Below are 15,156 nucleotides of genomic sequence, written 5' to 3'. Positions count from 1 at the left end.
CAATCTAAAAGGGCCGCATGTGATGCGGCCCTTTGTCTTAGTTATTCTGATACAAATCTTTGTACAACCGACTTTCGAAACGCACGAGTGGAATACGTCGATTGCGTTGATCGGCTGGTGGCACAGCATAGCCTGATAAATATTGCACAAATGCGATCTTCTGTCCGCTGGCCGTGGTGATGAAACCAGCCAGATTGTAAACTCCTTGCAGAGAGCCCGTTTTGGCGGAAACTTTGCCATCAACGCCAGCCTGATGTAGACCCGCGCGATATTGCAGAGAGCCATCGTGCCCTGCCAGAGGCAGCATTGAAATAAAGTTGAGTTCAGTATCGTGCTGAGCAATGTACTGTAGCACCTGCATCATCGTCGCGGGTGCGATGAGGTTATGGCGCGACAGACCTGAGCCATCCGCAATAATGGTATTCCCGAGATCGACACTGGCCTGCTGGCGCAGGATTTGCCGTACTGCATCGGAACCCGCTCGCCAGGTACCCGGTACGCCGAAACGAGCGTGTCCAATGGTACGAAATACGGTATCGGCAATCATATTGTCTGATTTTTTCAGCATGATCCGCAGCAGGTCGTGCAGCGGTGCAGATTGGGTTGTTGCGAGCACGGTACCGGGGTCGTTAGCCAATGTCTGGCGCAGCAGTGTACCGCTCCAGGTAATACCGGCATCAGTCAGTTCAGACTTCAGAATCGCACCGGCATAGCCAGCACCATCCTGGATGGCGAAGGCCAATGGCAAAGGTTCGCTGCGCTGTGGTAGACATCCGGTCAGGGTATATCGATTTAGATCGCCTGGGACCACGTCTAGCTCGCAGTATTGCGCCTCAGAAGAGCCTCGCGCCAGGGTGCGCACTTGACTGAACATCGTCACCGGGTAGTAGGATGCCACACGGATAAACGCCAGATCTCCCGGCTTTTGCGCGCTGTAGAGTGAAATGGAGAAGCAGTTGCGATCGACAATAGCCGCCGCTGGGGGCGCGCTAAAGCATTGTGTCATATCATTCCACGGCCAGCCTGGCGCTTTGTCATGACTGGCAAACACAGAAGTATCGATAAGCACATTGCCTTCAATACGCTGGACACCCGCTTTTTTCAACGTGGCGACCATATTACGTATATCCTGGCGTTTGAGCGTTGGATCGCCGCCGAAACGCGCAATAAGATCGCCCTTTAGTACGCCACCTTCAAGATTGCCTTTAGTTTCCAGCGTCGTAGTGAAGCGGAAATTCGGACCCAGTTGCAGCAGCGCGGCCAGAGCGGTTATCACTTTCTGGGTACTGGCTGGGAGCGCCATTTGTTGGCTGTGAAAGTCTATCTCCGGCGTCGGGGAGCCTACCTTTTGCGCCATAAAGGCAAGGTTCGCACCCGCAGGAAGCTGGTTGATGTACTCGTCAATGTTCGCCGCTTGAGCGCTAATCGCTATGCCGGCAGTCAATCCGATGATAAATCTGGAAAATCGCATAATCTCGCGCTAACAACCTGAAACCGAGCCGTCATACTACGGTGCAACACCCTGTAAAGTAAACGATGACCCATAGTGAACTTCAGGGTAAAATACATATCAAATTGAAAATTGCTGCTGGCCTGGGGATTGCTTTCCGGGTCGGTTTTCTTTTTGCTCCTGTCTTGCTTAAGGCTTGACCGGTTGCGGAACGGCGGTGTCCGTTCCATGAAAGAATGATAAAGAGGTATAACAAATGCAAGCTATTCCGATGACCTTACGTGGCGCTGAAAAATTGCGCGAAGAACTGGATTTTCTGAAGTCCGTGCGTCGCCCTGAAATTATTGCTGCTATCGCTGATGCCCGTGAACACGGCGATCTGAAAGAGAATGCTGAGTATCATGCAGCTCGTGAACAGCAGGGTTTTTGTGAAGGTCGCATTAAGGATATCGAAGCGAAACTGTCGAATGCGCAGGTTATCGATATCACCAAAATGCCAAACAATGGCCGGGTGATTTTTGCTTCAACAGTCAGTGTTTTGAATCTTGATACCGATGAAGAGCAGACTTACCGTATCGTTGGCGACGATGAAGCTGATTTTAAGCAAAATCTGATTTCTGTAAACTCGCCGATTGCACGTGGCCTGATCGGTAAAGAACAGGATGATGTTGTCGTAATCCGTACACCAGGCGGTGAAGTCGAATTCGAAATTATTAAGGTTGAGTACCTTTAATCCGAATTTACGGCTACGATGTTGATGGATTGTAAAGAAAGGAAAAAGGCCGCATAGCGGCCTTTTATCAACGTCCGGAGCATGGCATTTTGCTCGTCTACCCGCAGAAAACCCTCGATTTACACAAAGTTGTGTCGATAACCAGGATATTCTTAGCGTGGCAGCGAGATTTTACGCTCTTTAGTCGGGCGATACAGGACCAGCGTTTTACCGATGACCTGTACGTTACAGGCGCCGGTTTCGCGCACGATGGCTTCCACGATCAAGGTTTTAGTGTCGCGATCTTCCGAGGCGATCTTCACCTTGATAAGTTCATGGTGCTCTAACGCTTGTTCAATCTCGGCCAGTACCCCTTCGGTCAAACCATTGTTGCCAAGCATAACTACCGGCTTGAGCGGATGTGCCAGACCTTTCAGGTGCTGTTTTTGTTTAGTACTCAGATTCATCGTATTTTTTTGCTTACGTTGGGATTGAAAACGGTTCATTCTACCGCCATCTCCCATATATCGCCAAACTACCGTGTCGATTTTTACGTCGCAAAGTATGATGAACCCGAAATGGGAATGTTAAATGACAGGTAAAAAGCGTTCTGCCAGCTCAAGTCGTTGGCTCCAGGAACACTTTAGCGATAAATATGTTCAACAGGCACAGAAAAAGGGGTTACGTTCCCGTGCCTGGTTTAAACTTGATGAAATACAGCAAAGTGACAAAATTTTTAAACCGGGGATGACGATTGTTGACCTCGGCGCTGCACCCGGTGGCTGGTCGCAATACGCGGTTACGCAGATCGGTAACAGCGGCCGCATCATTGCTTGCGATCTTTTACCTATGGATCCAATCGTTGGTGTGGACTTCCTTCAGGGTGACTTTCGTGATGAATTAGTCCTGAAAGCGTTACTTGAGCGCGTAGGTGACAGTAAAGTACAAGTGGTCATGTCCGATATGGCACCAAATATGTGTGGAACACCGGCGGTGGATATTCCCCGGGCCATGTATCTGGTGGAATTGGCGCTTGGAATGGCTCGTGATGTATTAGCGCCAGGTGGTAGTTTTGTAGTGAAGGTGTTCCAGGGCGAAGGCTTCGATGAGTATCTAAGAGAGATTCGCTCCCTGTTTACGAAGGTCAAAGTTCGTAAGCCGGACTCTTCTCGCGCCCGTTCGCGTGAAGTGTACATTGTAGCGACCGGGCGTAAACCATAACCGGTAGATTTCAAACGAAAGTTTGAAAGAAACTGGATATAGAGTATCCTGACGCTGTTTTTAACACAGTTGTAATAAGAGGTTAATCCCTTGAGTGACATGGCGAAAAACCTAATACTCTGGCTGGTCATTGCCGTTGTGCTGATGTCAGTATTCCAGAGCTTTGGGCCCAGCGAGTCGAATGGCCGAAAGGTAGATTATTCAACCTTCCTGCAAGAGGTCAATCAGGACCAGGTTCGCGAAGCGCGTATCAACGGACGTGAGATTAACGTTACCAAGAAAGATAGTAACCGTTACACGACTTACATTCCGGTTAACGATCCGAAGCTGCTCGATAACCTGTTGACGAAAAACGTCAAAGTGGTTGGCGAACCGCCAGAAGAGCCAAGCCTGCTGGCTTCTATCTTCATTTCCTGGTTCCCAATGCTGTTGTTGATTGGTGTCTGGATCTTCTTCATGCGTCAGATGCAGGGCGGCGGTGGCAAAGGTGCCATGTCGTTCGGTAAGAGCAAAGCGCGCATGTTGACGGAGGATCAGATCAAAACCACTTTTGCCGACGTTGCGGGTTGTGACGAAGCAAAAGAGGAAGTGGCTGAACTGGTTGAATACCTGCGCGAGCCAAGCCGCTTCCAGAAACTGGGCGGTAAAATCCCGAAAGGCGTCCTAATGGTTGGTCCTCCGGGTACGGGTAAAACGCTGTTGGCGAAAGCGATCGCTGGCGAAGCTAAAGTACCGTTCTTTACTATTTCGGGCTCTGACTTTGTTGAAATGTTTGTGGGTGTCGGTGCATCACGTGTGCGTGACATGTTCGAACAGGCTAAGAAAGCGGCTCCATGCATTATCTTCATCGATGAAATCGATGCCGTTGGTCGCCAGCGTGGCGCCGGTCTTGGCGGCGGTCATGATGAACGTGAGCAGACTCTGAACCAAATGCTGGTTGAGATGGATGGCTTCGAAGGTAATGAAGGCATTATCGTGATTGCTGCGACTAACCGTCCTGACGTACTTGACCCGGCTCTGCTGCGTCCAGGCCGTTTTGACCGTCAGGTTGTGGTGGGTCTGCCGGATGTCCGTGGCCGTGAACAGATTCTTAAAGTTCACATGCGTCGCGTACCGCTGTCTCCTGATATCGATGCAGCAATCATTGCCCGCGGAACACCTGGTTTCTCCGGTGCTGACCTGGCAAACCTGGTGAACGAAGCGGCATTGTTCGCTGCGCGTGGCAACAAGCGTGTTGTTTCGATGGTTGAGTTCGAGAAAGCGAAAGACAAAATCATGATGGGCGCGGAACGTCGCTCCATGGTGATGACCGAAGCGCAGAAAGAATCCACCGCTTATCACGAAGCTGGCCACGCGATTATTGGTCGTCTGGTTCCGGAACACGATCCGGTGCATAAAGTGACCATTATTCCGCGCGGACGTGCGTTGGGTGTGACCTTCTTCTTACCTGAAGGCGACGCAATCAGCGCCAGCCGCCAGAAACTGGAAAGTCAGATCTCAACTCTGTACGGTGGTCGTCTTGCAGAAGAGATTATCTACGGCGTAGAACATGTTTCTACCGGGGCTTCAAACGACATCAAAGTTGCGACTAATCTGGCACGTAACATGGTGACCCAGTGGGGCTTCTCTGAAAAACTCGGTCCGTTGTTGTATGCGGAAGAAGAGGGGGAAGTGTTCCTCGGTCGCAGCGTTGCGAAAGCGAAACATATGTCTGATGAAACCGCGCGTATTATCGATCAAGAAGTGAAATTACTGATTGAGCGCAACTACGATCGTGCACGCCATTTGCTGAACGACAATCTGGATATTTTGCATTCGATGAAAGATGCGCTCATGAAATATGAGACCATCGATGCACCGCAGATTGATGATCTGATGGCTCGCCGCGATGTTCGCCCGCCAGCTGGCTGGGAAGAACCGGGTTCATCTAATAATTCTGGCAATAATGGCACCCCGAGTGCGCCGCGTCCGGTCGATGAACCGCGTACGCCAAACCCGGGCAACACCATGTCAGAACAGCTAGGCGACAAATAAGTTAGCCGCTATTGATCTGCTGTACTTTTCTAAAACCCCTGGGCATCCGCTCCGGGGTTTTTCTTTTTCAACCTCTCTCTGATTCAGGGATTTTGTGATGAAACTCGTAGCCCAGGGTTCGACCCTCGATCTCTCTCATCCACATGTGATGGGGATTCTCAACGTTACACCGGACTCGTTCTCTGACGGCGGAACCCACAATACGTTGGTGGAAGCGGTTAAACATGCCAATCTGATGATCAATGCAGGGGCAACTATCATTGATATCGGCGGAGAATCGACACGTCCGGGGGCTGCGGATGTCAGCGTTGAGGAGGAGCTGGCACGAGTGATTCCGGCGGTGGAAGCGATTGCTCAGCGTTTTGAGGTGTGGATTTCCGTTGATACCTCGAAGCCGGAAGTCATTCGCGAGTCAGCGCGGGTCGGCGCGCATATCATCAATGATATTCGTTCGCTCACGGAACCAGGTGCGCTGGAAGCGGCAGCCGAAACCGGGTTGCCAGTATGTCTCATGCACATGCAGGGACAGCCGAAAACAATGCAGGAAGCGCCAAAGTATGCCGATGTCTTTGCTGATGTTGAGCGCTTTTTTGTCGAACATATTGTGCGCTGCGAGCAGGCTGGTATCTCAAAAGAGAAATTGCTGCTCGACCCGGGATTCGGTTTCGGTAAAAATCTTTCTCATAATTATGAGCTGCTTGCCCGGCTTGGGGAATTCCATCATTTCGGTCTCCCGCTACTGGTAGGTATGTCGCGTAAGTCAATGGTAGGTCAGCTACTTAATGTTGGGCCGACAGAGCGCCTGAATGGTAGCCTGGCTTGCGCAGTCATTGCAGCAATGCAGGGCGCGCAGATTATCCGTGTCCATGATGTCAAAGAAACGGTAGAAGCGCTGCGCGTGGTGGAAGCTACCCTGGCCGCTAAGGAAAATAAACGTTATGAGTAACCGTAAATATTTTGGGACTGATGGTATTCGTGGCCGCGTAGGCGACGCGCCGATTACGCCGGAATTTGTATTGAAACTAGGCTGGGCGGCAGGAAAAGTGCTGGCACGCCATGGATCGCGTAAAATTATTATAGGTAAAGATACACGTATTTCTGGCTATATGCTGGAGTCTGCGCTGGAGGCCGGTTTGGCTGCTGCGGGGCTATCTGCTTCCTTTACCGGGCCGATGCCAACTCCGGCAATCGCCTATCTGACGCGTACGTTCCGTGCCGAAGCCGGGATTGTGATTTCCGCCTCGCATAATCCGTTCTATGACAATGGTATTAAATTTTTCTCCATCGAGGGCACTAAGTTACCGGATGAAGTTGAAGAAGCCATTGAAGCCGAGATGGAAAAGGAGCTCACCTGCGTAGATTCTGCAGAACTTGGTAAAGCCAGCCGTATTGTTGATGCCGCAGGTCGCTATATTGAATTTTGTAAGGGAACCTTCCCGAACGAGCTGAGCCTGAATGCTCTGAAAGTCGTTGTCGATTGTGCTCATGGGGCGACTTACCATATTGCCCCAAGCGTTTTCCGTGAGCTGGGTGCTCAGGTTATTACAATGGGCTGTGAGCCTGATGGCCTCAATATCAATGAAGAAGTTGGGGCGACAGACGTTCGTGCTCTACAGGCCCGTGTATTGGCAGAAAAAGCTGACTTGGGTATTGCTTATGATGGTGATGGCGACCGCGTCATTATGGTTGACCATGAAGGCAACAAAGTTGATGGTGACCAGATTCTCTACATCATTGCCCGTGAAGGGTTACGTCAGGGGCAGCTACGAGGCGGTGCCGTTGGGACACTCATGAGCAACATGGGTCTGGAGCTGGCGCTCAAACAGCTAGGTATTCCTTTTGTTCGTGCAAAAGTAGGGGACCGCTATGTACTGGAGAAACTTCAGGAGAAAGGCTGGCGTATCGGTGCGGAGAACTCTGGTCACGTGATTCTGTTGGATAAGACCACGACGGGGGATGGTATCGTCGCCAGCCTGCAGGTGGTTGCGGCAATGGCGCGTAACCACATGAGCCTGCATGACTTATGCAGTGGTATGAAAATGTTCCCGCAAATTCTGGTCAATGTCCGCTTTACTGAAGGCAGCGGCAATCCACTGGAACATGAACATGTGAAAGCGGTAACGGCAGAATTGGAAACCGCGCTGGGTAACCGGGGGCGTGTGTTACTGCGTAAATCAGGAACTGAGCCGCTAATTCGTGTGATGGTAGAAGGTGAACATCAAGAGCAGGTACATGAGTTTGCTCATCGTATCGCTGATGCAGTTAAGAGCGTTTGATATATCTGGCTAAGTGATTAAAAAGGCGGCGCTTGTCGCCTTATAATCGACAAATAAACGTTTTTTGCTGTTTTTTTCCGCACTTGATACAATGCGCTGAAATTGCCCTTGCGAAGGTCATTCGCTTTGGTTAGTATTCACACCCGCTTCAGTGGGAAACATAAAAACGTCCCGCTTTATTGGTCGAAGCACTTGGTATGCGGCGAATCCGCAAGGAACAGGTTGATTATGTACGAAGCTCTTTTAGTTGTTTTCCTTATTGTGGCGATTGGCCTGGTTGGTCTGATTATGCTGCAGCAAGGTAAAGGCGCTGATATGGGAGCCTCCTTCGGAGCAGGCGCTTCCGGCACGTTGTTTGGTTCTAGTGGTTCAGGTAACTTCATGACCCGCATGACAGGCATTCTTGCTGCGCTGTTCTTCATCATCAGTCTGGCGCTGGGTAACATCAACAGCAACAAGACCAATAAAGGAAGTGAGTGGGATAATCTGAGTGCTCCAAAAACTGAGCAAACTCAGCCGACAGCTCCGGCCCAGCCGAGCAGTGATATCCCGCACTAATAAATAGTATCCGTACCGAGGTGGTGGAATTGGTAGACACGCTACCTTGAGGTGGTAGTGCCCTAACGGGCTTGTGGGTTCGAGTCCCATCCTCGGTACCAATATTTCGAAGAAAAGACGCTGAAAAGCGTCTTTTTTTTCGCCTTGAAAAGAGCACTGGATGCGTGCCAGGTCATATTCTCCGCTCAAGCATCATTAGCCGTATGTTTAGATTTCGTGCATAAAAAAGGCCGCAGATGCGGCCTTCTGTGTTTTATCAGGTTGGTTACTTGCTCTTATTTTCCAGATTTTCCACCTGCGGTAAACCAGTGGCGGAAGATGCGCTAAGCAAACCAGACTGCGCATAACCAAACAGCTTCTCACGGGTATCGGTAATATCCAGATTACGCATCGTCAACTGGCCGATACGGTCTTCGGCAGAGAACATCGAATCACCTTTTTCCATGGTCAGTCGCTCTGCTTTGTAGGTCAGGTTGTCAGAGACGGTGTTAAGGATGGAATAGTCGTTACCGCGACGTAGCTCAAGAGTAACTTCGCCAGTAATTTGGCTTGCTACCCAGCGCTGCAACGCATCACGCAGCATCAATGCCTGGGAATCGAACCAGCGACCTTGATACAACAGACGGCCCAACTGGCGACCGTGTGCGTGATATTGCTCAATGGTATCTTCGTTATGGATACCGGTCAGCAGACGCTCGTACGCAATATGCAGCAGAGCCATTCCCGGTGCTTCATAAATTCCGCGGCTCTTCGCTTCGATAATACGGTTTTCAATCTGGTCGCTCATACCCAAACCGTGACGACCGCCGATACGGTTAGCTTCCATCATCAGCTCAACGTCATCACTGAAGGTCTGTCCGTTCAGCGCCACTGGATGACCCTGTTCAAAACGAATGATGACTTCTTCTGCTGGGATCTTCACGCTCTCATCCCAGAACTTAACACCCATGATTGGATTAACAATTTTGACGCTGGAGTTCAGAAATTCAAGGTCCTTGGCTTCGTGCGTCGCGCCCAGCATATTGGAGTCAGTGGAGTAGGCTTTTTCAACGGACATTTTGTAATCGAAGCCACAGGAAATCATAAACTCGGACATTTCCAGGCGGCCGCCTAACTCATCGATAAAGTCGCTATCCAGCCATGGTTTGTAAATTTGCAACTCGGCGTTGGTTAGCAGGCCATAACGATAGAAGCGTTCGATATCGTTGCCTTTATAGGTGCTACCGTCGCCCCAGATGTTCACACCATCTTCTTTCATCGCGGCAACCAGCATGGTGCCGGTGACAGCGCGACCCAAAGGCGTCGTGTTAAAGTAGGTCAATCCACCGGTGGTGTTATGAAATGCACCACACTGAATGGCGGCGATGCCTTCAGCGACCAGTTGCTTACGGCAGTCGATCAGGCGAGCGCCTTCTGCACCATATTCTTTAGCACGACGAGGAATGGCATCATAATCGTCTTCGTCTGGCTGGCCGAGGTTGGCGGTATATGCATAAGGGACTGCGCCTTTTTTGCGCATCCAAAGCAGTGCGGCACTGGTATCCAGTCCACCAGAGAAAGCGATACCAATACGTTGACCAACCGGGAGATGCTTGAGAATCGTCGTCATAAAATAAAACCCTGCTAGATAGACTGTGGTGAGTTCGACTCAACAATCTTAATTGCATGTTTATGCATTAATTGTGAGTTTTCATTTAATCATCTTTTGCTGGAGACAGGAAGGGGCTGATTGTCTTTTTACTAAAAAACCCCTGAAATACCAGTACAAACGAAAACCGGGTAATGTGAAATTCTTGTTGACAAAATATATGATGTATCAATACAATTCACCACGATTTTATGTCCCGTCCTCGGTACCAAATCCCAGCAGTATTTGCGTCTTTTACTCAAAGCGAGTAAAATATGCCACGTTTCAGGCGCGGGGTGGAGCAGCCTGGTAGCTCGTCGGGCTCATAACCCGAAGGTCGTCGGTTCAAATCCGGCCCCCGCAACCACTTTCCCATTAAGTACTTTTTCAAATATACTGTGAGGACCGGGTCCTTCGTAGCCGAATTTGAAAGAATTCTTCTGGAAAGTGTTCCAGATCGCAGTTGCGATCTCAGGGTTCAGTTATCTAAAGCCCCGATTTATCGGGGTTTTTTGTTATCTGACTTCAGAATAACTGGGCTATACGCCCTTTTTTTATGTCTTGGGGGTGGGTTTGTCCACATTAGAGCAAAAATTAACAGAGATGCTCACTGCGCCAGTTGAAGCGCTTGGCTTTGAGCTGGTTGGCATCGAATTTATTCGCAGTCGCACATCCACACTGCGCATCTATATTGATAGTGAAAATGGCATCAATGTTGATGATTGTGCTGATGTGAGCCACCAGGTCAGTGCTGTCATGGATGTCGAAGACCCGATCACCGTCGCTTATAATCTGGAGGTCTCTTCCCCAGGTCTTGAGCGTCCAATGTTTACCGCCGAACACTATGAGCGTTTCTCCGGTGAAGAGGTTTCGCTGGTTCTGCGCATGGCGGTACAAAACCGACGCAAATGGCAGGGCATTATCAAAGCGGTAGACGGTGAGATGATCACGGTAACCGTCGAAGGCAAAGATGAAGTGTTCGCGCTGAGTAACATCCAGAAGGCGAACCTGGTTCCCCACTTTTAACAGTCTGGATTGAGGTGAAAGGCCCCGATGAACAAAGAAATTTTGGCTGTTGTTGAAGCCGTTTCCAACGAAAAGGCGCTGCCACGTGAGAAGATTTTCGAAGCGTTGGAAAGTGCGCTAGCAACGGCTACCAAGAAAAAATACGAGCAAGAGATCGATGTTCGCGTAGAAATCGACCGTAAAAGCGGTGATTTCGATACCTACCGTCGCTGGTTGGTCGTCGAAGAAGTGACAATGCCGACTCGTGAGATCACGCTGGAAGCTGCACGTTACGAAGACGAAAGCATGAATCCTGGCGACTACGTCGAAGATCAGATCGAATCCGTCACTTTTGACCGTATCACTACACAGACAGCGAAGCAGGTTATCGTACAAAAAGTGCGTGAAGCCGAGCGTGCAATGGTCGTCGATCAGTTCCGTGAGCACGAAGGTGAAATTATCACCGGCGTAGTGAAAAAGGTGAATCGCGACAATATTACGCTGGATCTGGGCAGTAATGCTGAAGCTGTGATCCTGCGTGAAGATATGCTGCCGCGTGAAAACTTCCGTCCGGGCGATCGTATCCGTGGTGTACTGTATGCAGTACGCCCAGAAGCACGCGGCGCTCAGCTGTTTGTCACCCGCTCTAAACCAGAAATGCTGATCGAATTGTTCCGCATCGAGGTTCCAGAAATTGGTGAAGAAGTTCTCGAAATTAAAGCCGCCGCTCGCGACCCTGGCTCTCGTGCTAAAATCGCAGTGAAAACCAACGACAAGCGTATTGACCCGGTCGGTGCTTGTGTAGGTATGCGCGGTGCGCGCGTTCAGGCAGTTTCAACTGAGCTGGGTGGTGAACGTATCGATATCGTTCTTTGGGACGATAATCCGGCGCAGTTCGTGATTAACGCGATGGCACCGGCTGACGTTGCGTCTATCGTGGTGGATGAAGACAAACACACCATGGATATCGCAGTAGAAGCAGGCAATCTGGCGCAGGCGATTGGTCGTAATGGTCAAAACGTGCGTCTTGCTTCGCAACTGAGTGGTTGGGAACTCAACGTTATGACCGTTGGCGACCTACAGGCTAAGCATCAGGCTGAAGCCCATGCAGCAATTGATACCTTCACTAAATATCTTGATATTGATGAAGATTTCGCCACACTGCTGGTTGAAGAAGGTTTCGCCACTCTGGAAGAACTGGCCTACGTGCCAATGAAAGAACTGCTAGAAATTGACGGTCTGGATGAATCCACCGTTGAAGCACTTCGTGAGCGTGCGAAAAATGCGCTGACCACGCTGGCGCTGGCTAAGGAAGAAAGCCTGGGAGACAGCAAACCTGCAGATGATTTATTGAATCTGGAAGGTTTGGATCGTTCTCTGGCATTTACCCTGGCTGCCCGTGGTGTTTGTACGCTGGAAGATCTCGCCGAGCAGGGCATTGATGATCTGGCTGATATCGAAGGCTTAACTGACGAAAAAGCCGGAGAGCTCATCATGGCCGCACGTAATATTTGTTGGTTCGGCGACGAAGCGTAATAAACTGTAGCAGGAAGGAACAGCATGACAGATGTGACCATTAAAGCGCTGGCCTCAGAAATTCAGACCTCTGTGGATCGCCTGATACAGCAATTTGCTGATGCAGGGATCCGCAAATCGGTTGATGATTCTGTGACCGCGCAAGAGAAGCAAACCTTGTTGACGCACCTGAACCGTGAACACGGCTCGGCGCCCGACAAGCTGACGCTGCAGCGCAAAACGCGCAGCACGTTAAATATTCCAGGTACCGGTGGAAAGAGTAAATCGGTACAAATCGAAGTCCGCAAGAAACGCACCTTTGTGAAACGCGATCCGCAAGAGGCTGAACGCCTTGCCGCGGAAGAGCAGGCGCAGCGTGAAGCGGAAGAGCAAGCCCGTCGTGAGGCAGAAGAATCGGCCAAACGCGAGGCGCAATTAAAAGCTGAACGTGAGGCCGCAGAACAAGCTAAACGTGAACTCGCTGAGAAAGCGAAACGTGAAGCCGCGGAAAAAGACAAAGTGAGCAATCAACAAACCGACGATATGACCAAAACCGCCCAGGCTGAGAAGTCCCGCCGCGAGAACGAAGCTGCGGAGCTGAAGCGCAAATCGGAAGAAGAAGCACGCCGCAAACTTGAAGAAGAAGCGCGCCGTGTAGCGGAAGAAGCACGCCGTATGGCTCAAGAAAATGAAAAGAACTGGACTGAAACTCCAGAAACCCCTGAAGAAACTACCGACTATCACGTAACGACTTCTCAGCATGCGCGTCAGGCTGAAGATGATAACGATCGTGAAGTAGAAGGTGGTCGTGGTCGTACCCGTAGTACTAAGGCTGCGCGTCCGGCGAAGAAAGGTAATAAACACGCTGAGTCTAAAGCCGATCGTGAAGAAGCCCGTGCTGCTGTTCGCGGTGGCAAAGGCGGCAAGCATCGTAAAGGTTCTGCTCTGCAACAAGGTTTCCAGAAGCCAGCTCAGGCAGTTAACCGTGATGTTGTGATTGGCGAAACCATCACCGTTGGCGATCTGGCGAACAAAATGGCAGTCAAAGGCTCTCAGGTCATCAAAGCAATGATGAAATTGGGCGCAATGGCTACCATCAACCAGGTCATCGACCAGGAAACCGCACAGCTGGTTGCCGAAGAGATGGGCCACAAAGTGACCCTGCGTCGTGAGAATGAGCTGGAAGAAGCGGTAATGAGCGACCGTGATACTGGCGCTGCGGCTGAACCGCGGGCACCGGTTGTGACCATCATGGGTCACGTCGACCACGGTAAAACTTCTCTGCTTGACTATATTCGTTCAACTAAAGTCGCATCCGGCGAAGCGGGTGGTATTACCCAGCATATCGGTGCTTATCACGTTGAAACTGATAACGGTATGATCACCTTCCTGGATACCCCGGGTCACGCCGCATTTACTTCCATGCGTGCTCGTGGTGCGCAGGCGACAGATATTGTTGTTCTGGTTGTTGCTGCCGATGATGGCGTTATGCCGCAGACTATTGAAGCTATCCAGCACGCGAAAGCGGCGCAGGTTCCTTTAGTCGTTGCGGTAAACAAAATCGACAAACCAGAAGCCGATATGGATCGCGTTAAGAACGAACTGTCCCAGTACGGTGTTATGCCGGAAGAGTGGGGCGGCGAAGCGCAGTTCATCCCTGTATCTGCAAAAGCGGGTACCGGCATTGACGATTTGCTGAATGCTATCCTGCTGCAGGCTGAAGTTCTGGAACTGAAAGCGGTTCGCAATGGTATGGCGAGCGGTGCGGTTATCGAATCCTTCCTTGATAAAGGTCGTGGCCCGGTTGCTACCGTTCTGGTTCGTGAAGGCACGCTGCATAAGGGCGATATCGTTCTGTGTGGCTTCGAGTATGGTCGCGTTCGTGCAATGCGTAACGAACTGGGTCAGGAAGTACTGGAAGCGGGTCCGTCCATTCCGGTTGAAATCCTCGGTCTGTCCGGCGTTCCGGCTGCCGGCGATGAAGTGACCGTTGTTCGTGACGAGAAAAAAGCGCGTGAAGTTGCGTTGTATCGTCAGGGTAAATTCCGCGAAGTTAAGCTGGCGCGTCAGCAGAAGTCTAAACTCGAGAACATGTTTGCTAACATGACCGAAGGCGAAGTTCACGAAGTGAACGTCGTACTGAAAGCGGACGTTCAGGGTTCTGTGGAAGCGATCTCCGATTCTTTACTGAAACTGTCTACCGACGAAGTGAAAGTGAAGATTATCGGTTCCGGCGTAGGTGGTATCACCGAAACCGACGCAACCCTGGCGGCTGCATCCAACGCTATTCTGGTTGGCTTTAACGTACGTGCCGATGCATCTGCTCGTAAAGTTATCGACGCGGAAAGTCTGGATCTGCGCTACTACTCCGTCATCTATCATCTGATCGACGAAGTGAAAGCGGCAATGAGCGGCATGCTGTCTCCGGAACTGAAACAGCAGATTATTGGTCTTGCTGAAGTGCGTGATGTGTTCAAATCACCGAAATTCGGTGCCATCGCGGGCTGTATGGTTACCGAAGGGACGATTAAACGTCATAACCCAATCCGCGTACTGCGTGACAACGTGGTTATCTATGAAGGCGAGCTGGAATCCCTGCGTCGCTTCAAAGATGACGTTAACGAAGTCCGTAACGGCATGGAATGTGGTATCGGTGTTAAGAACTACAACGATGTTCGCGTTGGCGATATGATCGAAGTGTTCGAAATTATCGAGATTCAACGTACCATCGATTAATCGTTTAGTAGGCCGGGGAAGC

12 protein-coding genes and 2 tRNA genes are annotated in these 15,156 nt (G+C 50.6%); 11 read left to right on the top strand and 3 right to left on the bottom strand.

Annotation, left to right across the window (positions count from 1 at the left end):
• Nucleotides 1-37: 37 nt before the first annotated feature.
• Nucleotides 38-1,471, bottom strand: a complete 1,434-nt coding sequence (dacB, locus tag HV127_RS03795) for a serine-type D-Ala-D-Ala carboxypeptidase (RefSeq protein WP_182235055.1) — start codon at nt 1,469-1,471, stop codon at nt 38-40.
• Nucleotides 1,472-1,706: 235 nt separating this feature from the next.
• Here dacB and greA point away from each other — a divergent pair, with 235 nt between their 5' ends.
• A complete protein-coding gene (gene greA / locus HV127_RS03790) occupies nt 1,707-2,183 on the top strand; it encodes a transcription elongation factor GreA (protein ID WP_110272862.1) in 477 nt (158 codons plus the stop codon).
• Nucleotides 2,184-2,335: 152 nt separating this feature from the next.
• Here greA and yhbY read toward each other — a convergent pair whose 3' ends face one another.
• Nucleotides 2,336-2,629, bottom strand: a complete 294-nt coding sequence (gene yhbY / locus HV127_RS03785; RefSeq protein WP_003025016.1) for a ribosome assembly RNA-binding protein YhbY — start codon at nt 2,627-2,629, stop codon at nt 2,336-2,338.
• Nucleotides 2,630-2,753: 124 nt separating this feature from the next.
• Between yhbY and rlmE the strand changes: the two genes are divergently transcribed.
• From rlmE to HV127_RS03755, 6 genes are all read left to right on the top strand, one after another.
• A complete protein-coding gene (rlmE, locus tag HV127_RS03780) occupies nt 2,754-3,383 on the top strand; it encodes a 23S rRNA (uridine(2552)-2'-O)-methyltransferase RlmE (protein WP_004106110.1) in 630 nt (209 codons plus the stop codon).
• Nucleotides 3,384-3,482: 99 nt separating this feature from the next.
• Nucleotides 3,483-5,417: an ATP-dependent zinc metalloprotease FtsH gene (gene ftsH, locus HV127_RS03775; RefSeq protein ID WP_110272863.1), complete on the top strand. Its 1,935-nt coding sequence runs from the start codon at nt 3,483-3,485 to the stop codon at nt 5,415-5,417.
• Nucleotides 5,418-5,514: 97 nt separating this feature from the next.
• The gene (gene folP / locus HV127_RS03770) at nt 5,515-6,363 is read left to right on the top strand and encodes a dihydropteroate synthase (RefSeq protein WP_182235054.1); all 849 of its coding nucleotides are present in this window, start codon (nt 5,515-5,517) and stop codon (nt 6,361-6,363) included.
• The gene (gene glmM, locus HV127_RS03765; protein ID WP_182235053.1) at nt 6,356-7,693 is read left to right on the top strand and encodes a phosphoglucosamine mutase; all 1,338 of its coding nucleotides are present in this window, start codon (nt 6,356-6,358) and stop codon (nt 7,691-7,693) included. The genes folP and glmM overlap by 8 nt, the downstream gene beginning before the upstream one ends.
• A 228-nt stretch (nt 7,694-7,921) precedes the next feature.
• Nucleotides 7,922-8,251: a preprotein translocase subunit SecG gene (gene secG, locus HV127_RS03760; protein ID WP_004106103.1), complete on the top strand. Its 330-nt coding sequence runs from the start codon at nt 7,922-7,924 to the stop codon at nt 8,249-8,251.
• 14 nt (nt 8,252-8,265) lie between these two features.
• A tRNA-Leu gene (locus HV127_RS03755) sits at nt 8,266-8,352 on the top strand.
• A 164-nt stretch (nt 8,353-8,516) separates the two neighbouring features.
• Here the strand turns inward: HV127_RS03755 and argG are convergent.
• Complete coding sequence (gene argG / locus HV127_RS03750) at nt 8,517-9,860, bottom strand: argininosuccinate synthase (protein ID WP_182235052.1); 1,344 nt, start codon at nt 9,858-9,860, stop codon at nt 8,517-8,519.
• 308 nt (nt 9,861-10,168) lie between these two features.
• Between argG and HV127_RS03745 the strand changes: the two genes are divergently transcribed.
• The 4 genes from HV127_RS03745 (at nt 10,169) to infB (ending at nt 15,134) form a co-directional block, all read left to right on the top strand.
• Nucleotides 10,169-10,245 (top strand) — tRNA-Met (locus tag HV127_RS03745).
• 206 nt (nt 10,246-10,451) lie between these two features.
• On the top strand, nt 10,452-10,904 hold the full coding sequence (gene rimP, locus HV127_RS03740; protein ID WP_142512701.1) for a ribosome maturation factor RimP: 453 nt from the start codon (nt 10,452-10,454) through the stop codon (nt 10,902-10,904).
• A gap of 27 nt (nt 10,905-10,931) precedes the next feature.
• Nucleotides 10,932-12,419, top strand: coding sequence for a transcription termination factor NusA (gene nusA, locus HV127_RS03735; protein ID WP_182235051.1), 1,488 nt, complete (start codon nt 10,932-10,934; stop codon nt 12,417-12,419).
• A gap of 24 nt (nt 12,420-12,443) precedes the next feature.
• The gene (gene infB / locus HV127_RS03730) at nt 12,444-15,134 is read left to right on the top strand and encodes a translation initiation factor IF-2 (RefSeq protein WP_112213568.1); all 2,691 of its coding nucleotides are present in this window, start codon (nt 12,444-12,446) and stop codon (nt 15,132-15,134) included.
• Nucleotides 15,135-15,156 lie beyond the last annotated feature (22 nt).

The sequence above is a fragment of the Klebsiella sp. RHBSTW-00215 genome (assembly GCF_014103785.1).
Taxonomy (GTDB): Bacteria; Pseudomonadota; Gammaproteobacteria; order Enterobacterales; family Enterobacteriaceae; genus Klebsiella.
This window is presented reverse-complemented; position numbering and strand designations above follow the sequence as displayed.